At 62.3% G+C, this 24811-nt stretch carries 23 protein-coding genes and 1 pseudogene; 10 read left to right on the top strand and 14 right to left on the bottom strand.

Annotation, left to right across the window (positions count from 1 at the left end; all coding sequences use genetic code 11):
- Nucleotides 1-102: 102 nt before the first annotated feature.
- The 5 genes from RCH22_RS20580 to RCH22_RS20560 form a co-directional block, all read right to left on the bottom strand.
- Nucleotides 103-414 carry a hypothetical protein gene (locus RCH22_RS20580; protein WP_327015608.1) on the bottom strand — a complete coding sequence of 104 codons (312 nt, stop codon included), beginning with the start codon at nucleotides 412-414 and terminating at the stop codon, nucleotides 103-105.
- Nucleotides 415-652: 238 nt separating this feature from the next.
- Nucleotides 653-967: a DUF4190 domain-containing protein gene (locus RCH22_RS20575; protein ID WP_327015607.1), complete on the bottom strand. Its 315-nt coding sequence runs from the start codon at nucleotides 965-967 to the stop codon at nucleotides 653-655.
- 428 nt (nucleotides 968-1395) lie between these two features.
- Nucleotides 1396-1893: a DNA starvation/stationary phase protection protein gene (locus RCH22_RS20570; RefSeq protein ID WP_327015606.1), complete on the bottom strand. Its 498-nt coding sequence runs from the start codon at nucleotides 1891-1893 to the stop codon at nucleotides 1396-1398.
- A gap of 795 nt (nucleotides 1894-2688) precedes the next feature.
- Nucleotides 2689-3663 (bottom strand): 1-phosphofructokinase family hexose kinase, encoded by a 975-nt coding sequence (locus tag RCH22_RS20565; protein ID WP_327015605.1) that lies wholly within the window; start codon nucleotides 3661-3663, stop codon nucleotides 2689-2691.
- Nucleotides 3664-3774: 111 nt separating this feature from the next.
- A complete protein-coding gene (locus RCH22_RS20560; protein WP_327015604.1) occupies nucleotides 3775-4353 on the bottom strand; it encodes a cysteine hydrolase family protein in 579 nt (192 codons plus the stop codon).
- A 433-nt stretch (nucleotides 4354-4786) separates the two neighbouring features.
- On the opposite strand from RCH22_RS20560, the gene RCH22_RS20555 reads away from it, so the two are divergent.
- Nucleotides 4787-5314 carry a GGDEF domain-containing protein gene (locus RCH22_RS20555; RefSeq protein WP_327015603.1) on the top strand — a complete coding sequence of 176 codons (528 nt, stop codon included), beginning with the start codon at nucleotides 4787-4789 and terminating at the stop codon, nucleotides 5312-5314.
- Nucleotides 5315-5910: 596 nt separating this feature from the next.
- Here the strand turns inward: RCH22_RS20555 and RCH22_RS20550 are convergent.
- A complete protein-coding gene (locus RCH22_RS20550) occupies nucleotides 5911-6651 on the bottom strand; it encodes a VIT family protein (RefSeq protein ID WP_323516287.1) in 741 nt (246 codons plus the stop codon).
- A gap of 270 nt (nucleotides 6652-6921) precedes the next feature.
- Between RCH22_RS20550 and RCH22_RS20545 the strand changes: the two genes are divergently transcribed.
- Nucleotides 6922-8289 carry an Nramp family divalent metal transporter gene (locus tag RCH22_RS20545; RefSeq protein WP_323516290.1) on the top strand — a complete coding sequence of 456 codons (1368 nt, stop codon included), beginning with the start codon at nucleotides 6922-6924 and terminating at the stop codon, nucleotides 8287-8289.
- 274 nt (nucleotides 8290-8563) lie between these two features.
- Here RCH22_RS20545 and RCH22_RS20540 read toward each other — a convergent pair whose 3' ends face one another.
- The 4 genes and pseudogenes from RCH22_RS20540 to RCH22_RS20525 all read right to left on the bottom strand — a co-directional run bounded on the left by RCH22_RS20540 (nucleotide 8564) and on the right by RCH22_RS20525 (nucleotide 12757).
- Complete coding sequence (locus RCH22_RS20540) at nucleotides 8564-8803, bottom strand: hypothetical protein (protein WP_323516293.1); 240 nt, start codon at nucleotides 8801-8803, stop codon at nucleotides 8564-8566.
- A gap of 638 nt (nucleotides 8804-9441) precedes the next feature.
- Nucleotides 9442-10010: pseudogene (locus RCH22_RS20535) on the bottom strand (recombinase family protein).
- A 27-nt stretch (nucleotides 10011-10037) separates the two neighbouring features.
- Complete coding sequence (locus RCH22_RS20530) at nucleotides 10038-11228, bottom strand: IS30 family transposase (protein WP_327015602.1); 1191 nt, start codon at nucleotides 11226-11228, stop codon at nucleotides 10038-10040.
- A gap of 284 nt (nucleotides 11229-11512) precedes the next feature.
- Nucleotides 11513-12757: an IS256 family transposase gene (locus RCH22_RS20525; protein ID WP_327015601.1), complete on the bottom strand. Its 1245-nt coding sequence runs from the start codon at nucleotides 12755-12757 to the stop codon at nucleotides 11513-11515.
- Between the two features lie 471 nt (nucleotides 12758-13228).
- On the opposite strand from RCH22_RS20525, the gene RCH22_RS20520 reads away from it, so the two are divergent.
- From RCH22_RS20520 to RCH22_RS20505, 4 genes are all read left to right on the top strand, one after another.
- Entirely contained in the window at nucleotides 13229-14836 is a 1608-nt protein-coding gene (locus RCH22_RS20520) for a hypothetical protein (protein ID WP_327015600.1), read from the top strand.
- An 8-nt stretch (nucleotides 14837-14844) separates the two neighbouring features.
- A complete protein-coding gene (locus RCH22_RS20515; protein WP_327015599.1) occupies nucleotides 14845-15696 on the top strand; it encodes a hypothetical protein in 852 nt (283 codons plus the stop codon).
- 71 nt (nucleotides 15697-15767) lie between these two features.
- A complete protein-coding gene (locus tag RCH22_RS20510) occupies nucleotides 15768-16184 on the top strand; it encodes a hypothetical protein (protein ID WP_134564439.1) in 417 nt (138 codons plus the stop codon).
- A 565-nt stretch (nucleotides 16185-16749) separates the two neighbouring features.
- Nucleotides 16750-17082 (top strand): SdpI family protein, encoded by a 333-nt coding sequence (locus RCH22_RS20505; protein ID WP_134450117.1) that lies wholly within the window; start codon nucleotides 16750-16752, stop codon nucleotides 17080-17082.
- A gap of 67 nt (nucleotides 17083-17149) precedes the next feature.
- Here the strand turns inward: RCH22_RS20505 and RCH22_RS20500 are convergent, their stop codons facing one another.
- The 4 genes from RCH22_RS20500 to RCH22_RS20485 all read right to left on the bottom strand — a co-directional run bounded on the left by RCH22_RS20500 (nucleotide 17150) and on the right by RCH22_RS20485 (nucleotide 20339).
- The gene (locus tag RCH22_RS20500; protein WP_327015598.1) at nucleotides 17150-17476 is read right to left on the bottom strand and encodes a hypothetical protein; all 327 of its coding nucleotides are present in this window, start codon (nucleotides 17474-17476) and stop codon (nucleotides 17150-17152) included.
- 37 nt (nucleotides 17477-17513) lie between these two features.
- Nucleotides 17514-17978 (bottom strand): cupin domain-containing protein, encoded by a 465-nt coding sequence (locus RCH22_RS20495; protein ID WP_327015597.1) that lies wholly within the window; start codon nucleotides 17976-17978, stop codon nucleotides 17514-17516.
- 1543 nt (nucleotides 17979-19521) lie between these two features.
- Complete coding sequence (locus tag RCH22_RS20490; protein ID WP_327015596.1) at nucleotides 19522-20037, bottom strand: PTS glucose transporter subunit IIA; 516 nt, start codon at nucleotides 20035-20037, stop codon at nucleotides 19522-19524.
- A complete protein-coding gene (locus RCH22_RS20485) occupies nucleotides 20034-20339 on the bottom strand; it encodes a PTS glucose/sucrose transporter subunit IIB (protein WP_327015595.1) in 306 nt (101 codons plus the stop codon). Before RCH22_RS20485 ends, RCH22_RS20490 begins: the two co-directional genes overlap by 4 nt.
- 106 nt (nucleotides 20340-20445) lie before the next feature.
- Here RCH22_RS20485 and RCH22_RS20480 point away from each other — a divergent pair, with 106 nt between their 5' ends.
- From RCH22_RS20480 to nagA, 4 genes are all read left to right on the top strand, one after another.
- On the top strand, nucleotides 20446-21195 hold the full coding sequence (locus RCH22_RS20480; RefSeq protein ID WP_327015594.1) for a GntR family transcriptional regulator: 750 nt from the start codon (nucleotides 20446-20448) through the stop codon (nucleotides 21193-21195).
- Nucleotides 21196-21230: 35 nt separating this feature from the next.
- The gene (locus RCH22_RS20475) at nucleotides 21231-22475 is read left to right on the top strand and encodes a PTS transporter subunit EIIC (RefSeq protein WP_327015593.1); all 1245 of its coding nucleotides are present in this window, start codon (nucleotides 21231-21233) and stop codon (nucleotides 22473-22475) included.
- Between the two features lie 100 nt (nucleotides 22476-22575).
- Nucleotides 22576-23361: a glucosamine-6-phosphate deaminase gene (locus tag RCH22_RS20470; RefSeq protein ID WP_327015592.1), complete on the top strand. Its 786-nt coding sequence runs from the start codon at nucleotides 22576-22578 to the stop codon at nucleotides 23359-23361.
- A 6-nt stretch (nucleotides 23362-23367) separates the two neighbouring features.
- On the top strand, nucleotides 23368-24579 hold the full coding sequence (gene nagA, locus RCH22_RS20465) for an N-acetylglucosamine-6-phosphate deacetylase (protein WP_327015591.1): 1212 nt from the start codon (nucleotides 23368-23370) through the stop codon (nucleotides 24577-24579).
- The last annotated feature ends 232 nt before the right edge of the window (nucleotides 24580-24811 follow it).

The raw sequence follows: 24811 nt of genomic DNA, 5'->3' as shown, positions 1-24811 counted from the left end.
AACCTAGATCATTAATGGGGACTGCCGTGAGTTCCATCGACTCGAAGGGGTTAGTGGTTCCAAGCTGCTTTGCGGGCCACGTATCTCGTCTTTTCGCCCAGCTCAGCGCCGGTACCGGCGGGCAGGTTCTCGGGCCACGCACTCTGTCTGAGCGTGATACTCGGCGTGGTGCTCCGCTGTCCTGATGAGGATCGACCAAGGCGAGCCGTCGAGCCTCGACAACATCGCCGCGTTTTGCCAGACGTATAGCCATAGGCCGTGCATGGCCTCGTCGACCGCGGCCGGGGTTTTCAGGTGGTGATTGCAGATCGCAAACGTCGGAACATTTAAGTGGTCGTAGATCAGGCCGAACGCGGCTTGACTTCCCGAAGCCATGCTGAGCACTAGCGTCTGCTGATCGGATGCCTCGGACACCGGCGTCACCGTAGTATTCCGGTGGGACAGTTCGCGGCAGGTGACGGGATATTGGTTGTGACCGGTCGATCTACACGCGATGCCGGCTGAGGCCTACGGCCAGAGCAGTCGCCACCGGCCCCGTCGTGCCTCACTTTCGCGGCAGAAACCACACCACATCCTGGGATGTGGCCGAAGGATGGAGCGTCCGAAACTTGAACCGCATGCGCATGCGCAATTGGGAACGGAACCGTGTTCATCAGAGGTAGAAGCGGCCCATCACGTAGAAGACAAAATCGATGAGGCCAATACACATACCCGCGATCGCTAGGCCCCGACCGCGGGCACCCGTCTGTCGTATGGTCCGGAGCGCTCGACCGGACAGTGTGGCCGCCAGCGCACCGACAAAGCCAAAAACGATTAATCCAATGCATGCGAGTACAAAACCCCAAATGGCCATCTTGCTAAATGGCCGACGCGATGCCTCAACGTTTTCCCATGCCGGTGGAATTTTCGGTACGAATGTAGGGCTGTTGTAGCTGTCACGAGGAACGGGCGGCGGTGAATCTGTCATGGTCGATCCTCTGTTGGAAAGAACGACGACCTAGGCATCCTCCCCGCCATCGAACCTACTGCCATCTTGGATTGCACCGGTTATTTGGCTCTCGAACTCCCGTTAGGAGCGCGGGTCAGTGGGCAGATTCAATGCAGTTTTCTTGACCAACGAAACGATAATCAACGTAGTTGACCAGTATGACGCAAGAAAAGTGCGGGAAATTCGACAAAATAGTCACATCCACCGCCGTCTAATTGTTACAGACTTACGTTCCTAGGGGCATAAGGGGCTCGACGCTGCGGGTGACCCAACTTTCGCATCGACTACAGGCACGAAGCCATATCGCGCCTGTTGAAGCAGTCAGCATGGTGTGAAAGGTCTGCGGAGTCCTCGGCCAGTGGGCCCTCTTGAAATGAGGAACTACCGACCGAGAAATCCGTCGCAGCTCACGACGCTTTGCCCACTGGGCGGGTGGAGTTTTTGGTGGTGGGTTTGCGGGGTGTGCGGTTCTCTGCGCTTACCATCCAGGCGTACTGCTCGAGCTTTTCGATGAAGCCGTGGAGGATGTCGGCGCTGGTCGGGTCTTCCTTGTCGACTTCGTCGTGCACGGCGCGGATGTGGTCAACGGTCGTCTTTAGTAGCACGGTGATCAGGCCCACGGTTTCGGTGGTGTCAACCTCGCCCTCGGGGAACTTGGGCAGGTGGGTGGTCTTCGTGACCGTTCCAGAGCGACCGTCCGGTAGGGCGTCGAGGGCTCGCATTCGCTCGGCCAACTCATCCGAGAAGAGGCGCGCGTCGTCGATGATTTCGTCGAGCTGCAAATGCAGATCACGGAAGTTTTTACCCACCACGCTCCAGTGCGCCTGCTTACCCTGGAGGTGGAGTTCGATCATGTCAACGAGAATCGACTGCAAGTTGCTGCCAAGTTTCGCGGATGCCTTCATTGCAATTCCCTTCGTCACCAGCGGGAACGAGTATGGCCCGAACGGTCACCTGGCGCCCCACTTACTGTTTAGTCAGCACCATAGCAGCGTGCGCGTGCGATCCGCTTCGGTGGTGAGGTGCTGGAAATGCAGGACGGTGGTGCCGAACGGGCCGCGTCGAGGGTGTCCCCGGAGACCGTGGTTGCGTCTGGAACATTTGTTAAGTGACCGCACCGTCGCCGGTAACCGCACCTTCACCACTACCGCGCTCGTCCTCGACTTCCAGAACAGCGGCTCGGCCACGCCACTCGGGTAGGGCCCCGTGCGTTGATGCGGTGATAGGCCTCATATATTCCTAGCCCGCTACTGTGACCCCGGTACGGGCTCATTCGCCAGTGTCGGCGCCCTCGTGAGCAGGACCATGGCTGCCTACCCCTGTACGAGCAACGATCCTCTGGCGCGATCGCAAAGTTATGGTCAAATGCCGCAACGGCAAAATCGTCACTATCCTCGGCCGGACCGTGACGAGCATCATGTGCGTAGCGGGCGTCTACGGCATCGTGTTTCACTCTTTTCGGTGGGTAGACACGGCCCGTCCCGACCGCACTCCGGTGACTGGATCGAAAATCGTGGTGCGTATTGTCTCGTCGCGAGAGCATGCCTGGCCACGCTTGTTACGTAGCGTTCACAAGGACATCCAGACCCTCGAACGAGACCACCGAGCCCGGGCACTGGCTGGAACGAGCCCTCACACCCTATTTCTGGATCAGAACCGCCGACCAGGTCCTCGAATCCCTCGCACTACTCATGAACGAACTACCGGCGCGGGACACTGAGCGCCGCGGCGAGTTCGGTCTCGAGACGTTCGACATCGTCCCGGTGGCACAGCTCGGTCGCGGGGGTCGACGCCGTCGCGCTCCCAGCGGCGACTCCCGACCGGAAGGCGTCCTCGACCGATCTGCCCTGCGCGAGGCGCAACACGAAGGCGCCGAGGAAACTGTCGCCGGCGCCGACGGTACTGATCACGGTCACCCGCGGCACGTCAGAGCGGATGACCCCACTCGCCGATGCGAGGATCGCACCGGCCGCGCCGAGGGTGAGCGCCACGTACTCTGCAGCACCCTCGGCGACAAGCTGCGACGCGGCATCCGCCTGGCTCTCGGGCGTATCGAGCGTCACACCCGCGTGGGCCTTGAGTTCGCGCAGGCTTGGCTTGACCAGGAAGACCCCTTCGGCGAGGGCAGCGCTCAGGGCCGGACCGGAGGCATCCACGATGCACCGGGCCCCGGCGTCTCTGGCGAGTCTGGCGACGCGGGCGTAGAAGTCGTCAGGGACGCCCGGTGGGAGGCTTCCGCTCGCGACGAGGTAACCGCCGGCGGGCATCGTCGCGGCGAGCGTGTCGAGGCACGCCGTCCACTCTGCCTCCGTGACCTCGGGCCCCTGCAGGACAAAACGGAACTGCTTTCCCGAGTCCGTTTCGTCGACTGTGAAACTCTGACGGGTGCTGTTGTGGATCGGCATCATCACCGTCGGGAGTCCCTCCGCGGCGATGAGCTGGCGGAAGGCGTCCCCGGTGGGGCCGCCGGCCGCATACAGCGACAGGGCCGTTCCGCCCAGCCGCCGGATGACCCGGGCCACGTTGATGCCGCCGCCGCCCGGGTCGATGCGGGTGGCGCTGCAGCGCAGCTTGTGTTCACCGGTCACATGGGGGGTCGAGGTGCTCACATCCAGGGCAGGATTGACGGTCAGGGTCAGAATCGGCGGTGTCTGCGGAAGGCTGGGAACGTCCATGTTCCTCAGTTTACGAATCGATGCTTTGTTACCACTGAAGTTTCGCCTCGCGTGCGGTGGGCTTCCCCTTGGAGTAGTGCCGCGCTGCAAACTCGGCCGGGCAGGATGCCGTTAATGTGCCGGGATGTGATCGAAGTCGAAGTCGAAGTCCAGGTCGAGGTCGGCGGCGGCGAGCACCTCGGCCCCCGCATCGCGGAGCGCGGCCATGAAGGCGGCCTGGACGGATGCCCCCGGAACCTCGGTGCCTTCGAACTCGAAGTCGGGTGCGGCGCACGCGTCGTGCACGACGGTGACGACTAACCCGAGGTCGAGGGCGGCTCTGGTGGTCGCGTCGATGCACATGCTGCTCATCATGCCCATGATGACGAGGTGTTCGATGTCCTCGTCCCGGAGCAGCTGTTCGAGTCCGGTGCCGATGAAGGCGTTCGGGGAGCCCTTGGTCAAGTGGTGTTCGGTCGCCACCGGCGCCACGAGCGGGTAGATCTCGGCGCCCGCGGTCCCGGGGACGAAGAACGTTGCATCCGGTTCGGTAGCGAGGTGCTGGAAGTGCATGACGGGGGTTCCGATGGCACGGGCCGTGTCGAGGACGCCCCGGGCGATGACCGCGGCGGACTCACTCCCGGTGAGGGGATATGCGCCTCCGGGGAAGTAGTCGTTCTGAATGTCAATGACCACAATTCCAGTGCTCACATTTGCTCCGCTTCGTTTTTTTGTGCCATCTTCCCACATGACTCTTATCGTTACGGGCAGGAATTGATCGACGAGAACCAGGTCGACGCGCCGGCGTCGGCCTGCCGTTTTGTACACTCGGATGCACGAACACGCTCGATTGTTAACGCCGATCGAAAATAGTAAGCATGGGGCTGCTGCGCGGCCGCACCTGGGCGGATGAGAATCGGGAGGTGGTCACCTCTTGTATTGACCGTCTTCGGGATGGATTTTGGTGGCGTGTTTGCCGGGCTGGACGTCGATGGGCCTTGGTGCCCGTGAGCTCGGAAAACAGTGTGGCGTGGAGGGTTGTGGGCACCCGGTCGTGCTGCCTTGAGCGCGAACTTCAGAGTCCTTGACTGACGACCCTCCTCCGGCAAACACCTGTGATGGTGGTGCTTAATGGAGGGTGGCGATGGATGAGGTCGTTTACTATTGTGCCGGGTTAGATGTTCACCGGGACACGGTCGTAGGGGTAGTCAGACGTCCCGGCGGGCGGGGAAAACGCAGCGTGGAAACGCGCACGTTTGTCAGACTTGAGCGCAACGGCGGAATGGTCTGCGTGATGTACCTCGACATCGACGACTTCAAGATCATCAACGACACTCTCGGGCACGGTGGGGGCGACGATATCCTTATCGAGCTGGGGAGGAGACTGGCCAGCGTATTGCGCCCCACCGATACGGTCGCGCGCTTCGGTGGGGATGAGTTCGTGATCCTCTGCGAGAACTTCGGTGGCGTCGGTGATGCCGAACAGTTGGCGGCTCGGGTCGTGGCCGCTACCACCAAGCCATGGGACGTCCAGGGCTGGTTTATGCCTGTGCACGTGAGCATTGGATTCGCCGTGACGGATTCTGCCACAACAGAGCCAGCGGCATTGCTCGATGACGCCGACACCGCTATGTACATGGCGAAGAAGGTTCCTGGCTCCATGTGGGTATAGGCACCCGCCAGCGGACAGAGCCGCAAACGCCTCATCGTTGAGCCGTCCCACCAGGGGGCTATGGCTTAGCCGTTGGTGGGTGGCGCGGGCGTCGAGGACTGATCAGATGATGGGGCGCCTGGCGGAGTGCCGGTTAGCCAAGCGACGACCAAGAATGCGCCGATCAACCCAACGACGATGAGCACCCCTGCCACAGAGCCTCTGAAAGCAACCCCGGAGACCACAATCAGGGCCACGAAGGCTGCAGACGCGACGGCTCCTTTCCAGCTGAGTATCCGCCATCCCCAACCAACGTATTTCTTGGGCCCGAACCAGGCTTTCTTCGTGAACCGTCCCGCTCTTGCGTCCATGACGAAAATCGTAGCCCGGTATCCCGTGCTCGTTCCGAAAACAGTGGAAAGCATCTCCGATTTTGAGCCACGCAATTTTGCTGGCCGGGATGTGCAACGGAAATGTCGTGAGTCCCGTCCTCCCCGCGGTCACGGATGAGGTCGTGCGGCGAGAGTTCCGCGTCGTCCGCAGGAGGGTGTTTAGTGCGTCCGGTCCGGCCCGGTCCTTGCCACGTCTGAGCGCGGCGACGTTTGAGGGGTGGGCGGCTATGTGGTACCCGAGGAGCCCAAGAGCAAGCCGATTGCGAACGTGGACAGCAGTGCCAGCGCGCCGCCTAGGACCATCCTGAACGTGGCCCGTCCTCGTGAGCTGCCTCCCAGATGACCTGCAAGTGCCCCTGAAATGGCGAGAACGAGGAGCACGGCCAGGAATGTGACCGGCACCCTCCATGCGTCAGGTGGGAGCAAGATCGCTGCCAGGGGAATGATCCCACCACAAATGAACGAGACAGCCGACGCCAATGCGGCGTTCCACGGGCTTGCAACATCGTTCTCGTCGATGTTTAGCTCAATCGCGAGATGCGCCGCCAAGGCATCATGTTCGGTCAACTCTCCCGCCACTTGTCGCGCAGTTTCAGGGGACAAGCCCCGCGCTTGGTGCATGCCTGCGAGTTCTTCCAGTTCTTGCTCCGGCGTTTCAGCGAGTTCGCGTTTCTCCGTCGCAATCAACGCCCGTTCACTGTCACGCTGGCTGCTCACAGACACATATTCGCCCAAAGCCATTGAAACCGCGCCGCCCATGAGCGCCGCAACTCCAGCAGTCAGAATAGGTCCCACCACGTGGGTTGCACCAGCTACCCCAACCACAATCGCCGCCACTGACACGATACCGTCATTGGCCCCCAGCACTCCCGCGCGCAACCAGTTCAGCCGGGTCGACAGGCCCCCACCCCGATGAGGCTCATCAGAATGCGACTCTAGAGGCTCCCGCTTGCCCGGATCCGACATAAGCCGAGTAAACCACATCTCACTTCGCGGAACGCATCGTCGCGCTCCAGGCTTTGGCCACGGTTGTCTTGGCCGCAATCATCGGGGCCGTCAGTCGATTGCATCTCCTCCGCGGTCCCGCTGACCGGACAGCGACACTGCCGCAGCGCGTCTGCATTCCGAAATGCACACCGACGAAGGTGGCCGGACTCACCGGCAAGGTACTGTAACCATGGCATGCCTTGGCCACCTCGGCGCTGCTCGGATTTAATCGCTGACGTGAGGAACGCTATGACGGTCGAGGAATTGCCTGAAAGTGTCCCGCCGGGCGCGGACATTGCCTCGGAACGGACCGGTCAGGGAAACGGAAAGAGAAACCCGGTTTCGCGTTTTTTCGGTCTCCTTGGTCCGGGTTTGGTTACGGGTGCCGCCGATGATGACCCGTCAGGGATCGCGACGTATTCTCAGGCCGGCGCCACGTATGGCAACAGCATGTTGTGGACGGTCCCTTTGACGCTTCCGTTGATGATGGCTGTGCAGGAGATCTGTGACCGGATGGCCCTAGCCACCGGGCAGAGCCTTGGCGCGCTGATCCGTCGACGCTTTAGCCGCGGATTCCGGGTTGCGATCGGGATTCTTTTGGCCTTGCTGATCATTGCGAATTGTCTGAACCTGGCCGCGGACCTGAACGCGATCGGTCAAGGCATGAACTTGCTGCACGCGGGACCCGCGTTTGTGTGGTCCGCGATCGCCGGTATCGCCATTGTTGTGGCAGTGACGGCGGGGTCCTTCGCGATGATCGGCCGGATCTTCAAATGGTTGTGCATGGTTCTTCTGGTCTACGTCGGTGTTCTCTTCGTTTCCAACGTAGATTGGGCCGACGTTGCCCGTGGCCTCATCGGCGGGCAGGTCCAGTTCTCCCCGGCGTACTTCGGTTTGATCGTCGGGGTCCTGGGTACCACCATCTCCCCGTACATGTTCTTCTGGCAGTCCGCGCAACGCATCGAGGAACTCCGCGCCGAAAAACGTGGCGGCGATCACGCGCCGGCCCTGGACGAGAGGCCAAGGCCGGAAGCGGTCCGACGGCTACGCAATGGACGAGTGGACGTGTTCACCGGGATGGCGTTTAGTGTGCTGATCATGTTCGCCATCATTGCCTCCTCCGCAGCCACCCTCGGCGCACACAACACCCCCGTCACCAGCGCTGCCGAGGCAGCCCAAGCACTCGAACCAATTGCCGGCAATTACGCCGGTATCCTCTTCGCTCTGGGTTTCATCGGATCTGGGGTACTCGCGGTGCCCGTGCTCGCCGCATCCGGTGCTGCGGGGATGGCAGGGCTTTTGAACAAGAACTGGGGTCTTGACCGGTCCCCCCGGAGAGCACCCCTGTTCTACGCCCTCCTCGGCGTTGGTATCATCGCCGGCACCATCCTCGCTATCGTCTCTACCGACCCGATCGGACTTCTGGTGCTCTCCGCGATCGTGAACGGCATCGCCGCCGGCCCGTTCCTGATCGTGATGATGCTCATCTCCCGCGACGCCACCATCATGGGTAAATACCGAAACGGTAAGCTCGCCGCAACCATGGGCTGGACCGCCACCGCAATCATGTGCGTCGCGGGCGCATACGGCATCTGGTACACCCTCAACGGAAACTAACCAGCCGAAGCGACAGCTGAAGCTTGGACCCAATGGCTTTGGTAGCAGGAACCGGCCTGCACACCCTCCTCGACGAGCGGGCGGATACGTTGATGCGCACGCGGGCATAAAGCGGTGGCACTTTACGCCGGAATGGTCACAGGCGCAGATCCCATCCGAAACGGAACCCTCGTCTGGCCGTCGTTTCTTCGCGCCCGATCGAAAACTCCGATCGGGTTCCCGACACGAGGGACTGTGCCTGCTGGATTCTTAGGCCGACATAGGGCAGCGTGATCTAAGCGAGTTGGAAGGGAATGACTATCGAAATCAGCACCGCGTATTTGGCCGCAGCGACCGGCTCGTCGTGATCGAGCTCTAGTTGCTTGCCGCGCAGCATTACCTTGCCCATCTTTCTCAATCGTCCGAGGTCCCGGCTGACGCTTTCGCGAAGACGGCGATTCAGTGGCAGGGTCACGAGTATGCAGGCAAGGGCCGCGGCGATGAACGCAGATTCTGCCGCGAAGGACAGTTGCACGCCGATTTCCGAGATGGCGGAAGTGTTCTACCGGGCGAGAACGGTGAACAGCACGCGCTGAGTGTCCTCTGGCGTGACGAGCGGCTTGCGAATCACGCCGGCGCCCGTACTTCGGCTGATTTGACCGGCACCATCCCGGAAGACAGTTCAGGGGACGTGAGATCGGACGACGCTGATGTCATTGTCTCGCGGCGGAGGAATATGCAGAGGCCCGTGGGCTCGGATTGGTTCGGGAGCCATGACGATAGCTCGCGTTTCGCGGCGGCTGGGCGGATACTTAGAGCGTATTAGTGGACTCAGCGTGGAGGACGCATTATGCAACACAGTGTGGAATCCGGCGGATTCGAGGATCTGAAAGTTGTACAGGTCTCGGCCACCGAATGGCGGGTCAGTGGGCGTTCGTTCGAAGAGCAGAGCCCTGCGGCATTCTGGGGCTTCGTTTGCCAGTGTGGTGAAGCATTCAGTGTGATCCGTCCCGGACGTTTTCCGGAATGGCGTACTTATTGCAGCTTCGATAGGGCGTTGGCGAGCTTTGCAGACTACTCTGACTGAACCGTGCCTGGATGTGGCCCGTCCTACGGTTTCGCCTTACACCAGGTGGCACGTCCCGCTGGGTGTAATTCATTGTCGCCCTGCGATCAGCTAAATTTGGCGGCGTCGCGTGTCAGAATCTGGCCATCAGATTGATCTGGCAGTAGTCCCAAGGCGCGCACTCGGCCGTAGAAGGTAGCTCGGGACATTCCGAGGTCGAGCGCGACCTGAGCTGGTGGCTCTCCACCTTCTATGAGTCGGCGGGCGTTGCGGACCTGGCTGTCGGTGATGATCCGCGAGCGACCGCCATGATCGTGAACAGCATGGACCCCATCGGTGTCGATGTGTCGACGTTGCCGCCGCCCAAGTTCAGTACGCGGAGGCCGGCGCCGCGGCCGGGGCGCTCTTCGGCGAAGGCGAGCATGTTCTGCGTCGATCGTCCCGGGCGGTCCAGAGTCGTGATGACAAGAGTGTTGCCGTCTTGGAGCTTGTCGAGCGCGAGGTCGAAGTGTGGCCGTGATGCTCGAGCGCCCGAGATGCCGTGGTCGACGTAGGGGTCGTCGCGCCGGACACCTGCATCCAGAATGTCGGCCTGTTGCCGGTCGGTGGATTGCTGGCGCGTCGATACGCGCGCGTAGCCGATCAGCTTCGTTAGTCTGCTCCTGGGGTGTCTCAGAACTAACGGTGAGTACCGTCGGCGGATTCAAGTGGTGTCTGCAACACCGGTTTGATTGGTTGGGTTCGAGATTAGCGTGGCGAGGACTTCTGCGGGCGTTCGGTAGCCGTGGCGTTTGCGGGGCCGGCGGTTGAGTTCCGCGGCAACGTTCTCGAGGATCCCGGGCCCGTGGAAGGACAGGTCTGTGCCTTTCGGAAAGTACTCGCGCAAGAGCCCGTTGGTGTTCTCGTTGCTGCCACGCTGCCAGGGCGAGTGCGGATCGCAAAAGTAGATCGGCATCCCGGTCGCCATGGTGATTTCTTGGTGTCGAGACATCTCCGCTCCCTGATCCCAGGTGGTCGAACGGCGCAGCTGTTCGGGGAGGGTGTTCATTGCCACGATCATCGCGTCGGCCACGGTGCGAGCGGTGTGATCCCCGGGCAAATGCAGCAGCATCACGTATCCCGTAGTCCGTTCGACGAGGGTTCCGATTGCGGACTTCGACGAGGTCGAGCCGATGATCAGGTCGCCCTCCCAATGCCCGGGAACTGCGCGGTCCTCGATCTCCGGCGGGCGGTCGGAGATCATCACCATCTCTTGGAACCTCTGCGGCCGCGGACCCTCCGGGCGCTGCGGGCGCCGTGTGGCACGCCCTGACCGCAACGCGGTGACAACTTCCAAGCGCAACGATCCGCGGCCCTGCACGTACAGGGCCTGGTAGATCGTCTCGTGTGACACCTGCATCTCCGGATTCTCCGGATGCTTGACTTTCAGTCGGCCCGCGACCTGTTCCGGGCTGAACCGATCGGTGAGCATCGTGGCGACTTGTTTCCGTAACGCTAACCCGTCCAGCCTCCGGGCTCTTGGCCGCCGAGCCCGTGCCCAGGTCTGCTCCTGCGCAAGCGAAGGCACGTAGCGGCCGGCGACCTGGTTTCTGGTCACTTCCCGGCTGATCGTTGACGGCGCCCGGCCCAGTGCCGCTGCGATGCGGCGCACCCCGTGACCCCGGGCGAGCTGGAACCCGATCTCTTCTCGCTCTCGCAACGATAAAAGCCCGACACGGGCAACACTGAAATCCTGAACCGGTGATGGCAGCACCTTCTGATGCTCGCTTAACCACCGATACCCAGTAGGCCGCGACACTCCCGCAGCCTGCGCCGCGACGGCGACCGATAGCCCCGCGTCCACCCCCTCCCAAAACGTTAAACGAACGCTCAAAGGCGACAACGGTCGAGCCATCGACAACACCCCACGGAACTCAGGGTGTTGCTCTCACCACCTGAACTCGCCGTCATCCAACCAGTAGGTTATGCGACGTAGCTACGAGAATCGCCGCGCCGCGAGATTCCGGCGATCTGCAAAGGCGAGAAACGGGAGTCGTGAGACGTCTTATATCCCTAGGGATACGAGACGGCCGGAACGGTCGAAACGTTGTCGCGTTCGAGGCACCTGAGCGCGAATCCTCGGTCACGTCCCGCTGAGTGGTGGAGTTTCTCAACACCGTGCGGGTCAGTTGTTCTAGCTTAGGCGGCGGCGAGTTCTGGGAGGATCACCGCCTCGTCGATGCCCTCGATGGGGTTGTTCATGGTGGCCAGCTCGAGCATCGATGACTCGGAGAAGTAGCGGCGTTCGCCGGCTTCCCACTCGTCGTGCTGCTCGATCAGGACAGACCCGGCTAGGCGCAGCAGGGCTGCGGCGTTGGGGAAGACGCCGACGACGTCGGTGCGGCGTTTGATCTCCTTGTTCACCCGTTCGAGCGGGTTCGTGGACCAGATCTGGCGCCAGTGCCGCCGCGGGAAAGCGGAGAAGGCAAGCAGATCGGGTTGCGCGTCGACGAGCATCGCGGCGACCTTCGGGTGCGACCGGGCGAGCATCGTGGTGACCTCGAGGAATTGCTTCTCGATGTGCTCGCGGTCGGGCTGGGCGAAGATAGTGCGGATGATCGAGGCGACCATGTCCTGCGATCCTTTCGGGATCACCGCGAGCACGTTGCGCATGAAATGCACCCGGCATCTCTGCCAGCCGGCGCCCTGGAACACGGTCCCGATGGCCTTCTTCAGGCCCGTGTGAGCGTCAGACATGACCAGCTTGACCCCGTCGAGGCCGCGGGACTTGAGCGACCGCAGGAACGCCGTCCAGAAGCCCTCGTTCTCGCTGTCGCCCACGTCGAAGCCCAGGACTTCACGGCGTCCGTCGGCGGCAACGCCGACCGCGACGACGATGGCCTGGGACACGATCCGGTGGCCGACGCGGGCCTTGCAGTAGGTCGCGTCGAGGAACACGTAGGGGAAGTCCTGCGCGGCCAGGGTGCGGTCGCGGAACTCGGCCACCTCAGCGTCCAGGCCCGCGCAGATTCGCGACACTTCCGACTTGGAGATCCCGGTGTCCGCGCCGAGCGCTTTGACCAGGTCGTCGACTTTTCGGGTTGAGACGCCGTGGACGTAGGCCTCCATCACGACCGCGAACAACGCCTGGTCGACCCGGCGGCGGCGCTCCAGCAGGGCAGGGAAGAACGACCCGGCGCGGAGCTTGGGGATCTTCAGGTCGAGATCGCCAGCGGTGGTCGACAGTGTCCTGGATCGGGTGCCGTTGCGGTGGGTGGTGCGATCGCCAGAGCGCTCGAACGGGGCGGCACCGATGAACGCGGACGCCTCCGCGTTGATGAGTTCTTGGTAAAGCGTTTCGGTCGCGACGCGGATTCGGTCGGTGACATCGGTGAGTTTGAGTTCTCCCAACAGGTCGAGCAGGGCAGACTGGTCTAGAGCCATCGTGTGGTGTCCTTTGTGAGTTGCTTTAGTCGGTACTCACTGACCATCCCACGGTGGCTCTTCACGTTGACGAAGCAACGCTCAAGAGCGGGAAACCACACCACTCACAGGGACGTAACCGAATCCTCAACGGGCGGGTCTTACGGGCGCCTCCCGCCCAAGAGCGATGCGGAGCCCAGTCGTCGCGGGGGAGTGTCCGTAGGCGGTCCCGCTTGCGGGCGGACCCATTTGGGACGGATCTTGGACAACGACCGGGAAATGCCTCCTTCTTCCGGAGATCGGTGAGAAGTGTTGATCTGCATCAGCAGCCCGTTTGGGGGCTGGTTTGCATTCCAACCTCCCTGCTAAAAAGTAGCCGGGGGCCGGAATTCCATCGGAATGGTCGCTCTCGCCTGCGGTAGCACTGTCTGAAGATCACGTCCGCACCATCGTCTTTCTGGGGGAAATATGCGTTGGTCTTTGCCTGCATACATGTCCGCGACGGCTCTGATCGTTGCCGCGATGATGGTGCCTATGGCGGCCGCGCATGCGGCCGGGGGCCCACCGTTCACTGAGTGCCCAGCCGTGAACTATGCATCGAGTTGCGGGATTGAGTTGCAGGTGAACCAGGATGGTTCGGTCTCGGTCGCCGCAGATACCTCTGTGGGGACATACGATGGCGCGGACGACACGTTGGTGGGCATCGTGAACAACTCAACCGTGCCAGTGGCCGCTGTAACGGTCACGGGACCAGGCTCTGGCCTGGCGGGATTCGATGGCGACGGACTCTGCGCGTATGGCGGCTGCAGCTACGGACCCACTGGTTATGAAGGTCCCGGTACTTCGCTGGTGACCAGTCCGACCCTGCCCGACTCGGCCGAGGCTGATTTCACCCCCGCTCTTCAGCCAGGAGCCACCGCCTACTTCTCGCTTGAAGGCCCCCTGCAGTACGCACAACTGACCGCACGCACAGGCCCACTGAAAGGGAACACCGCACAACACACCCTGATCTACGTGCACGGCATCAACGAAGAGTCCACAGGGAAAAAAACGACGGATTTCAAGTCGATCTTCGACCGCGTTACAAACACTAAGTACGTCGGCTTTGTTTACTACGAGGACCTTGCGCCAGCAGCTCCGGCCCGTGGGATACCCGATTGTCGTGAAGGGCTGCCCACTGACGTGGTCACGAAGGCGGCGAATGCGCAGGGCATGCCAATATCCATCAGCGATGCAACGGGGAACCCCAATTGTGATGGTTCCAGTGACATTGGGATCAATGCGATCAAACTGGATGAACAAATCCAGCAGGAATATCATGACGGTGGCAACCAGCCCGTGATTCTCGTCGGATACAGCATGGGTGGCAGTATCATCCGCGGAATGCTGGCCTACTCTCAAACCGTCAACGACCGCGTCGCAGAGACGATGATCGATAGCGTGTCCTTCATCCATGGTGTTCAGCAGGGGTCCTACCTGGCGAACATCGGGCAGGTCACTGCTTGCTCGTTCTGCGGTTTCTTCCCAGTCCCGCCTTTGAGCTCGGGCATCGTGGCCCTCAGCGATTTGATTCACCTGCCACTGAACCGTCCGGCCAGCCAGGAATTGCAGGACGGCAGCGCATGGTTTCGATGGGTCAATTCTCACTCCTCTCATCTACCTCCTATTCCCTTCTTCAACACTTACGGTGACCTTCGAATCGTCGTCCCTATATGCCCGGTATTTGGTCTCTTCGGTTGCTTCAATTACGGCGACAACACCTCACTGGGCGACGATGTCGTGCTCCGCGGCACAGACGAACCAACCGACACGTCAGCTGAGGGCGGCCAGAAATTTCTCAATGGACCTCGAGGACCACAGAACTGGGAATTCGCTCAACTGCATCGCTACACCTGGGATCCCGTGTTTCCGCCCAGTGAATCCATCGCCCTGGGTCAGGCCATGTTCGATGCCCCCGAGCAGCACCTGAACGTCAGATTTGCCATGGGCCAGACCCTTGTCAAGGACTGCCAGACCAATGCTTTGATCAGTGCGGATGACGAGTTGGTGCTTCTCCTCAACGGCCGTGCCAACGGCACCCCCTACAACTGCAAACCGTGAGGACCATCATGAGAAAACGCACTCGTTTCGGCTTGGCTGGCCTCGCCGTCATCGGCCTGGCAGCACTGGTCGTCGCCTACCTTCCTGGGCACGCGGAAGCGGCCGTGAACTTCAGCGATCCCAGCGTTGGCTTCCGCGACCAAGCCAGCGGCGCATACCTGCGCATCGATCTGGACTCCGCGGCTGCTGGAGTGGGCCAGTTCTACTTCAGCGCACCGGGCGTGGGACTCGTCGTCCCCGCGAAGCCGGCGACCCTGGACCCACACAGCGCCCATGACGAGCAGTTCCGCTTCGATGGTGTCGGCACCCAGTATGCCTCGGCTGTGCTGAGCAGCGACATCGCCCAACCCGTCCCGAGCGGGGCATCGGGCACGGCAACGATCAAAGTCATCGGTCATGACGACCCGACGGCGCGCACCGCGAACGTGGAAGTGTGGATCAATGGCAAGCACTTCACCCTGGAAGCTGCGCCCGCCCCGCACAACGCCGGCCCCACCCTGACCGCGGTCATTACAGCGCTCAAAGCAACAGACCTGGGTGCGCTCTACGATCTGGGAGACCCGAGTCTTCGAAATGGGCTCACCCGGGAACAGTTCGTCGCCACCATCGGTGCTACCGGCGGCGGTAGCGTCACGGGTTTGACTCCCACGGGTGCCACGACGTACGTCACAACTAGTGCCGGGGCGGACTTCGCGCTCACCCCGATAACCTTCGACTACGTCAAGAACGGTGTTCCCGGTGAAGTCACAGCCCACCTCCGCCTCATCTACACCGGGGGCCAGTGGCGTTACATGACGATGCAACCAGACAACGCGCCCGCGAACTCTGACAGCAACGCGCCTGACCCGACCGTGCCCTAGTATCCCAATTGACCAACGCGACGCGGCAGGCAGGGAGAACGGTGCGAAGAACGTCTCGGTTTCTGAGTGTGGTGACCGCAGCCAGCATGTGTTTGCTGCTGCTGACTGGCTGCGTGCCCGGGCAATCCATCGACAGTCTGGCCAAACAACCCGAAGCCGCGTTGACCTACCCGGGCAGCACCGATGTCCGCACCAATAATGTTCCCGGACGGGTTCAATTCGGGCTCGATGGAGGCGACGTAGCCGTCACCGGAATATCCGGGACAACAACGCACACGCAACGCGAGGTCATCGCCTTCTACTCGCACGCACTGGCAGCGAATGGCTGGACACAGCCCAGGGACGATCATCGCTCCGAGACCGCTTCGGGACTGCCCTCTTACTTTATGCAATGGGACAAGACGAAGCCCTACCTCACCTATGTCGTCGTCGTATGGACTGAGGGCGAAACAACGAAGTACGAAACTCAACTGAACTCGCTGCGGTAGTCCGTTCGATTCGCGGTCTGAAAAAGCAAGTTGAGATCCCGCGTCGGGGTAGAGAAGAAGTACCGCCGCGGTGGGAAGGACGAGATTCGAATCACACCGCCGCGGAAGCGTCCGCAAGGGGTTCCGCTGCCAGGGCGGTGATACAGCCGTTCTGTTTCGCAGCGAAGAGTGGCTCTTGGTGGAGGATTCAGGAAATCGAACCTGACGAGGCACCCCGATAGGCGCATCCCCCGGAACACGTATGCGTCCACCACATTCTAGCCAGAGTGGCCCTGACCCCGCTGGCAAGCACTCAAAATCCCGTCCCGTAGGAGGTTCGGCTTGCGGCCATGTGCACCTCTGACGGCGCGACCTCTCGGAGGCCCGGGCCGGGGCCCGGACGCCAGTGTCGCGCTCGAGCGGCATCGTGAGGCGAGACTTGCTGGGCCGACTTAAGCGGTCCTTTCGCGGGCCTGTCGAAAACGGACTGGGACTCATCGCCGTCAAGCAGCCGGTATTTGCGTGCGAAGTCGATTCCCAGCTACGCGACACCGGCTGATGTTGTGCGGTGTCGATACCCTGAAGCATGACTTACGAAACGAATTTCGCCGCCTACATCATTGCTGCCGCAATGCTCCTCGTTGTCGTTGTGACGCAGCTTGCCGCGTCGGGAAAGATTCGCCGCAATGGTTTCGTTGGGCTCAGGATTCCGCCCACGATGGCCAGTGATGCTGCGTGGGTAGCAGGCCATAGGGCCGCTCGGGTGCCGTCATGGATTGGCTTCGTTCTGGTCGCGATCGCTGCAGGGACAGCCCAGTTCATACCGGAGGCCACGACTGCTCCCATCGTGTTCTTGTTTCTATTCCTCGGGTGGTCCGTCGTGGCCGCCTGGCGCGGGGCGGGAGCCGCAACGAGCTGAATCTAGCTTTGGGCAGCCCAACAGATCAAGCTACTGGACGAGGTCCGCCCGTGCGCAAGGGGTTCCCCTATCGAACAGCATCGGCGCGGCCGCTATCCTTCACCCAGGTTACAGATTCGGACGTTGTCGTCCGGGCCACCCGGTTGAATACGGTGAGGCCGAGCGGGGCGTGTCCGAGGGCTGTGGTATCGGTCATCATCGCGAGTTCGGCACCCGTGACGATCGCGAGTTCGCCGTCACCGTCGAACCCGGCATGGTGGGCGATCGCATCGGCGGTGTGAGAGAGTTCGCCGGTGCGGCCGTGCGCGATCCTTGCCCCCCAATGCGCACGCCGCCGGCAGTAATCGCACTTACGCTGCTCGGTGGAGGTGCTGGCGGGCGTAGCTGCCGTCAACGCGACGATGGCGGGGGTCCTGGTCGGGCGGCTCCGTTCAGGCGTGTTGGTCAGCGACGAGTTCTGGTTGAACGGACCAGTCGGCGGGTGCATCGTCGGTGTCGGCGTCGGCGATCGCCTTGGTCTGGTGAACTTTGCCCGGCTTGTGGTGTTGCGGTGCGTAGACGGTATAGACCTGCATGGGCTCGTCGCCGATGTTCGTCACGTTGTGCCAGCTGCCGGCCGGAACGATGACGCACCACCCGTCGGTTACCTCTTGGTCGAAGGTCAGTTCGTTCTTGCTTGGTCCCATCTGGGCGCGGCCACGGCCGCGGTCGAGTCGAATGAACTGGTCGGTGTCAGGGTGCTTTTCTAGTCCGATGACCCCGTTGACCGGGATCGACATGAGGGTGACCTGCAGGTAGGTGCCACTCCAAGCCACGGTGCGGTAGTTCGGGTTCTTGAGGGTCTCGGTCTCCAGATCGAATGCTTGAGGACGGGGACCGGTGTCTTCGATGGTCATGGTTTCATCGTAGCTTTGCCCGGATCGGATCATAAGGCTCCCCGCGGTTCGATCCTCCTGAGACCATGCTCGCGGATTTGTCGCTCTGTCCGTCCGGCTTGCGGGCAGTCTCTGGGCAGGACGCCGTGAAGCGCTAACGTCCACTGTCTGAGCAAACGCCGACGATCCGGACTCTTTCTTGCGATCGCGGTCGTCCTGTGGCTTTCGGGATTAGCTCTCGGTTTGTTCGCAGGAGAGCTAGTCTTCCGCTTGGTCGGAGTGGTTTCTTTTGCCGCAGCGATTCCATTTGCAGTCGTTGGCGGCCGCGGTTTACGCGACCTTCGATGATGTCCCTCAACCGGATGCGCTGTCTGCTAATGGACAGCTACCCCATGACCCAACTGATCCGCGTAAAGTCTCGGGAACATGAGCGCAGATGGCTGGGCATCGATCGGAGGCTAGATTGACCATCGTTCTCGGCGTCCTATTTGTCGGCGCGGGTCTTGCGGTATCGACGTGGTCGGGGATCCTCGCGGCTCGGGCCGCAGGCGAGCGGCAAATACCGCTCTGGAGAAACCGCCAAGGTTACCGACGCCCGCTGGCCAGCGTGCTCCTTATGCTGCCTGCTGTGCTCCTCCTCGGAATCGGGGCGGCCTTCTTCTTTGTCAGCTGGGGGTCAGTCGCCATTCTCCTATTCAGTTTTGTGTTCGTACCGCCGGCAGTAATCATTGCCATTCACAACAGATCTGCTCGGGCGAATACTTAATGCACGAGGCATTCGCTGCGCTCGAGGCTGAATCATGCCACGATGACTCCATGTCGCGTCTCCGCCAGCCCTCGCCTTGGTACTAGGCCAACCACCGCCTGGACGCTGTTGCGGGCAATGCCCTGCGCGGACGCATTGCCCTGCCCGACAGACCCTGGTTGCGTAACTGCAAGACGAGTTTCGCCTTGATCTTCCGTACCATTACCGGTACTCCTTCCAGCACGTGGCCCTCACATGGTAGAAGGAGCTTTTCAGGTGGCTCTCATCCACGCCAACACTGGCTCTGAACGACACGATCCGTGGTTTGAGCAGCGGCCCTGACCCGCACCACACTTGGACCCCTCAGAGACGAATATTCACACGAGAACGGGACTAATCGATCCGCCATTAAACCCGGGGCTTGACAAGCCTCGGCCGGCGCTTGCGTAACGTGAGGAGTTCGTCTTCGCGACCGTTCCGGCAGGGAGCTCAGAGTTAATCGGCCCACAGCCGAGGATGTTGAAGCCTACGGCCTTGAGGGCTACTTGGCATTTGCGACGCTCATCACGGCTAGCCACACCCGGTGCCGCACGGTGGTTGCGGAGAGGCCGAAGAGCTTCGCTTCTTGTCGATAAATGTCTTCTGTGACGCTATTCCTTTTTGCCGATCATCGGCACGTGCGGGGTGATGCGCCGTCCCATTCGCTGGTCGTCATCTGCCGCATGGCTTAAGTGGCTCCAGTATCCACGGCCGGGTGAGTGCGTGATAGCACTCAGCCCGGGGCGCTGCAATTGAGTATTGCTGGAGATGCCGCGCCCGTCAGCGGGCGACAGTGAGGAATGCGTCGCCCGCTGCGAGCAGGGCGCCGCTGGCGACCGCCTCGGTCAGGGTGATATTCCCGGCCTTCTGCTCGAGGACGATCACTGGCACGATTGGGCTGCGTCCGCTCGCCTGGATGGCGGGCACGTCGTAGGTAACAATGACGTCGCCGGCCGAAACCTGGTCACCCTGCTTCGCGCGCAGGGTGAATCCCTCGCCATGGAGCTCCACGGTGTCGATGCCGAGGTGCACGAGTATGCCGACTCCCTCCGGGGAGAGGATCACATACGCGTGCGGGAATACCTTGAGTAACTTTCCGCTGATCGGGGCGATTGCATCGATAATGCCGTGAGACGGGTCGATCGCGGCGCCGGGGCCCACGATCGCCTGGGCGAAGGTTGGGTCGGGTACGTGCTCAAGGCCGACTGCACGGCCCGGCACGGGTGCGAGCACCACGAGGGGTGAGTGCGCGAGAGCAGGTGAGGACCCGACGTCGGCAGCGGAACTGTGCCTCACAGCAGGTCTTCGATGTCTTCGGCGAGGTTGTCCGCCTCGGGGCCGACGACGACCTGCACGATTGTGCCGGATCGGAAGACTCCGTGCGCGCCGGCGGCCTTGAGGGCCACCTCGTCCACGATCGAGGGATCGGCAACTTCGGTGCGCAGGCGGGTGATGCACGCCTCGATTTCGACCAAATTTTTGGCGCCGCCGAGACCGGCCAGAATTTGCTCTGCTTTGCTGCTCATTTTTTCTCCTGCTGATGTTGGTCCGGATTTCCTTCGTTCTCCGAGGACCTGGACGGCAGTGGGTATTGACAAACAGTGTGCCGCGGCTTCATCATCGAACTATTGGATCGTACCAGCAGGGACCACAAAGTGGAAGTGGTCTTATGATGGGGATCACCCACGATCAGAAGGCAGCGCAATGACGACGAACCAAGCCGAGAGGCCCGTCCTTACTGAGGGTCCCGTCTCCAAGCAGGCCCAGTTGCGCTCGATTCTGCAGGAGATGGTCGAGAACACTCTCGCCCCGCACGCCGCGATTCCCCCCGAGCGGAAGCTCATGACCAGGTATGGGGTCAGCCGTTCGACGGTCCGGGAGGCGATCCGGCAGCTCGTCGAGGAAGGCCTGCTCTACCGCGTGCAGGGGAAGGGAACCTTCGTCGGCGGTAAGCGTGTGCAGAGCGACCTGCACCTGGCCTCCTTCACGGAAGACATGCGCCGACGCGGCCTTGTCCCCGCAACAATCGTACGCTCGTCCGCGCAGATCGAGGCACCTCTCGACGTGCGGGCGGCGCTTGGCCTCGGCTCCGGCGCCCAGGTCCAGCAGATCGAACGCCTCCGGCTCGCCGGCGGCATTCCGATGGCCCTTGAACGCGGCTACTACCCCACCGCACTGCTTCCCGACCTCGACCGTCAGGACCTAACCCGGTCGCTCTACGCGACGCTCGCCACCGAGTACGGGCTGCGCATCGACAATGCTGAGCAGGCGGTCTGGGCTGAGACCGCAGACCCGGGCATCGCCGAAATCCTGGGGATCGCCGTTGGCGCGCCCCTGATCGTCTTCCGCCGTACCTCGTCCGCGAGTTCGGCAGCTGTGGAACACATCACGTCGTGGTATCGAGGCGACCGCTACCAGATCCACATGACACTCAACCTGCAACATCAGCCCTGAGCCACCCACCGAAACCCACCACCAGGAGACAATCTATGTCCAGCACCACAGCAGCTGCCGGGACGGGACGCAAGTTCCCAGGACTCGGCCAGCTCCAACGCGTAGGCCGCAGTCTGATGTTGCCGATCGCCGCACTACCCGCCGCGGGCCTGCTCCTCCGGCTGGGCCAACCCGATCTGCTCGGGGCCATTCCTGGCTTTAAGGTCGGGGGGTCTGTTATCGCCTCGGCCGGCGGTGCCCTCTTCGACGCCCTCCCGCTGCTGTTCGCGATCGGTGTCGCGATCGGCTTCGCTAAGAAGTCGGATGGCTCGACCGCCCTCGCCGCTGTCGTCGGCTACCTGGTCTTCAAAGCTGTCGGTGAGGCGATGTCTCCGCTCGTGCTCGGGCTGCCCGCCGAAGGCGCCAAGCAGGTCCTCGTCAACTACAGCGTGCTCGGCGGGGTACTGATGGGCATCGTTGCTGCGCTTCTGTGGCAGAAATACCACCGAATTTCGTTGCCTAGCTATCTCGCCTTCTTTGGTGGGCGCCGGTTCGTCCCGATCATCACCGCAGTCGTTGCCCTCGCGCTCGGTGTTTTGTTGAGCTTCGTCTACCCGGCATTCGCCAACGGCCTCACCGGATTCGGCGAGTTCGTGAGCTCGAACAACATCTGGGGTGGCTTCCTCTACGGCACCACCAACCGGCTACTCATCCCCGTCGGCCTGCACCACATCCTCAACTCGGTGATGTGGTTCGTGATCGGCGACTTCAACGGCGCGCACGGTGACATCGCCCGATTCTTCGCCGGCGACCCCACGGCCGGCTCCTTCATGACCGGATTCTTCCCGATCATGATGTTCGCGCTGCCGGCCGGAGCCCTCGCCATCTGGCAGGAAGCCAAGCCGTCCCAGAAGAAGATCGTCGGCGGCATCATGCTCTCCGGTGCGCTCACCGCCATGCTCACCGGCGTCACGGAGCCCCTCGAGTTCTCCTTCATGTTCGTCGCGTTCCCGCTCTACCTCATCCACGCGGTGCTGACCGGATCCTCGCTCGCCCTCGTGAACGCCCTCGGCATCCACGACGGCTTCAGCTTCAGCGCGGGAACCATGGACTACGTCCTCAACTTCGGTTTGGCCCAAAAGCCACTCTGGCTCATCCCGATCGGGCTCGGTTACGCGGCGATCTACTACTTCCTGTTCCGCTTCGTGATCCGCAAGTGGAACCTGAAGACCCCCGGTCGCGGAGACGACGAGATTCCGGATGCCTCGGTTCCGGATTCGGCCTCGTCGACGTCGGTCTAACGCACCAACTGCCGGGGTCGTGGGCCATCCCGCTCACGACCCCCGGCATGAAATACCTCAACATCACGTGCACGACAAATCCAGAATCTGGAGCAGGAAATTGGCTGAAGTAGTTTTCATTGACAGTGAGGCCGCGGCGGGAACGCTCGTAGCGGCATCCATTCGATCCCTAATCATGCGAAAGCCCGACGCGGTCCTCGGACTAGCGACGGGCTCGACGCCGCTCTCGGTGTATACCGCGCTCGCGCGGTCCCTCGACGCCGACCCGCTCGACGTCTCCCGGGTGCGCGGCTTTGCCCTCGACGAGTATGTCGGCCTGCCCGCAGGCCACCCGGAGAGCTACCGGGCCGTGATCACCCGGGACGTCGTCGTACCCCTCGGGCTCGATCCAGCGAACATTCGGGTTCCCAACGGTGACCTCGCCACGATTGAAACCGCGGGCACAGACTATGAGGCGAGCATCGTCGCCGCGGGCGGGGTCGACGTTCAGATTCTCGGCATCGGCCGCACAGGGCATGTCGGGTTCAATGAGCCAGGCTCGTCGTTCGCGTCGCTTACCCGGATCAAGACCCTGACCGAGAAGACCCGAGTCGACAACGCCCGGTTCTTTGACTCCATCGACGACGTGCCGATCCACTGCATGACGCAGGGCCTTGGCACGATCCGACGTGCCCGGCACCTCATTCTGCTGGCCTTCGGCGAGGAGAAGGCGGATGCGATCGCCGCGGCTGTCGAGGGACCCGTCACCTCGAGCAAGCCCGGCTCCGTCATCCAGTTGCATCCACACGTCACGGTCGTCGTTGACGCCGCCGCCGCCTCGAAACTTGCGAACCTCGCCTATTACCGGTACGCCTGGGCGAACAAGCACGCTTGGCAGGGAATCTAAGCCGTCATGACCCCGCTCATTTCGGACGCAACCGACCAGGCACTGTCCGAGCGAGGGAGCGCCCCGAGCACGCCCGGCCCGGATACGGCGCCCCCGATGCTTCTCGTCGGGGGGACGGTGATCGCGCCCGACGCCGTGTACTCGCCAGGCTGGGTGGAAATCGGCCTGGGGCGGATCGTGGCGGTGGGCGGGGGCGAACCTCCCAGGAAGCCGGATTTTAGCTTTCCCGGCAGTACCCTGGCCCCGGGATTCGTTGACGCACATAACCACGGCGGCGGCGGGTACAGCTTCAACGATCCCGGCTCCGCGGTCGCGGCGGCAGCGATTGCTGCGACCCACCGGGCTCACGGCACGACCACGCTGATGGCGAGCCTGGTCACGGCTCCGCTCGATGAATTCGAGCACACCGTGGCAGCTCTCGCGGCGCTCGTAGAGCAGGGCCTGTTGGCAGGCATCCACTTAGAAGGTCCCTGGCTATCCCTGGCGCACCGTGGAGCCCACACCGAGGCCCTGCTCCGCACTCCCGACCCCGAGAGCATTGGGCGCATCCTGCGCGCCGGGCGCGGTACTGTGCGTATGGTCACCATCGCTCCCGAGCTCGAGGGTGGCCTGGCTGCGGTGAGACAGATCGTGGGCCTCGGCGCCGTTGCCGCGATCGGTCACACGGATGCCGACTACGCCACTACCCTGCAGGCTATAGCGGCCGGGGCCACGGCCGGCACCCACCTCTTCAACGCCATGCGACCGTTGCACCACCGGGAACCCGGGCCGGCGCTCGCCCTGCTCGAAAACCCGGCCGTCTTCGCCGAACTGATCGCGGACGGTGTGCACCTGCACCCCGCGGTCGTGCGCTTCATTACCGAAAGCCCGTCCCGGCCCGTGTTCGTGACCGACGCTATGGCCGCGGCCGGTGCCGATGAAGGCGACTATAAGCTTGGTGGCCTCGATGTGGTCGTCTCGGACGGTGAGGCCCGCCTGATTGACGGTACTATCGCGGGGAGTGTGCTCACCTTGAGCGAAGCCGTGCGCTACGCGGTTCACACGGCTGGGGTCGCCCTCCACGTCGCCGTCCGCGCGGCCACGCAGAATCCAGCCGACATGATCGGCCTCGCCGACCGCGGTCGTCTCCAGGCCGGTAACCGTGCGGACCTCATCGTGCTAGACGCCGGTCTCTTCGTCACTGCCACCATGCAGGCCGGAATCTGGTGTAAGGCCTGAGCCAGGAAGCCGTTGGGCACCTCATTTGTTAGATACGGTCAAAAACCTGACATTCGGCATCGCCTCCACGGTCAGCGACGAGTATCGCCCGGCTCAGCCAATCAATAGGTGCAACTCGATGCCGCCATCGGCGAGACAGCGACCTTCCAACAGCATGTTGGAGAATTGCATTTCGTTCGGGGCACTTTGTTTCTCCAACTCGTCACATCACGGTGCGAACAATGCATCACTT

Source organism: Cryobacterium sp. GrIS_2_6 (assembly GCF_035984545.1).
Lineage (GTDB): Bacteria > Actinomycetota > Actinomycetes > Actinomycetales > Microbacteriaceae > Cryobacterium.
The sequence above is the reverse complement of the archived record's forward strand: the minus strand, read 5'-3'. Positions and strand labels throughout refer to the sequence as shown.

Bases quoted from the DNA above. Each gene is read 5' to 3' on its own strand.
- RCH22_RS20575 (WP_327015607.1), bottom strand. From the start codon at position 967: ATGACAGATTCACCGCCGCCCGTTCCTCGTGACAGCTACAACAGCCCT.
- RCH22_RS20570 (WP_327015606.1), bottom strand. From the start codon at position 1,893: ATGAAGGCATCCGCGAAACTTGGCAGCAACTTGCAGTCGATTCTCGTT.
- RCH22_RS20565 (WP_327015605.1), bottom strand. From the start codon at position 3,663: ATGGACGTTCCCAGCCTTCCGCAGACACCGCCGATTCTGACCCTGACC.
- RCH22_RS20555 (WP_327015603.1), top strand. From the start codon at position 4,787: ATGGATGAGGTCGTTTACTATTGTGCCGGGTTAGATGTTCACCGGGAC.
- RCH22_RS20550 (WP_323516287.1), bottom strand. From the start codon at position 6,651: ATGTCGGATCCGGGCAAGCGGGAGCCTCTAGAGTCGCATTCTGATGAG.
- RCH22_RS20545 (WP_323516290.1), top strand. From the start codon at position 6,922: ATGACGGTCGAGGAATTGCCTGAAAGTGTCCCGCCGGGCGCGGACATT.
- RCH22_RS20530 (WP_327015602.1), bottom strand. From the start codon at position 11,228: ATGGCTCGACCGTTGTCGCCTTTGAGCGTTCGTTTAACGTTTTGGGAG.
- RCH22_RS20525 (WP_327015601.1), bottom strand. From the start codon at position 12,757: ATGGCTCTAGACCAGTCTGCCCTGCTCGACCTGTTGGGAGAACTCAAA.
- RCH22_RS20520 (WP_327015600.1), top strand. From the start codon at position 13,229: ATGTCCGCGACGGCTCTGATCGTTGCCGCGATGATGGTGCCTATGGCG.
- RCH22_RS20515 (WP_327015599.1), top strand. From the start codon at position 14,845: ATGAGAAAACGCACTCGTTTCGGCTTGGCTGGCCTCGCCGTCATCGGC.
- RCH22_RS20505 (WP_134450117.1), top strand. From the start codon at position 16,750: ATGACTTACGAAACGAATTTCGCCGCCTACATCATTGCTGCCGCAATG.
- RCH22_RS20495 (WP_327015597.1), bottom strand. From the start codon at position 17,978: ATGACCATCGAAGACACCGGTCCCCGTCCTCAAGCATTCGATCTGGAG.
- RCH22_RS20480 (WP_327015594.1), top strand. From the start codon at position 20,446: ATGACGACGAACCAAGCCGAGAGGCCCGTCCTTACTGAGGGTCCCGTC.
- RCH22_RS20475 (WP_327015593.1), top strand. From the start codon at position 21,231: ATGTCCAGCACCACAGCAGCTGCCGGGACGGGACGCAAGTTCCCAGGA.
- nagA (WP_327015591.1), top strand. From the start codon at position 23,368: ATGACCCCGCTCATTTCGGACGCAACCGACCAGGCACTGTCCGAGCGA.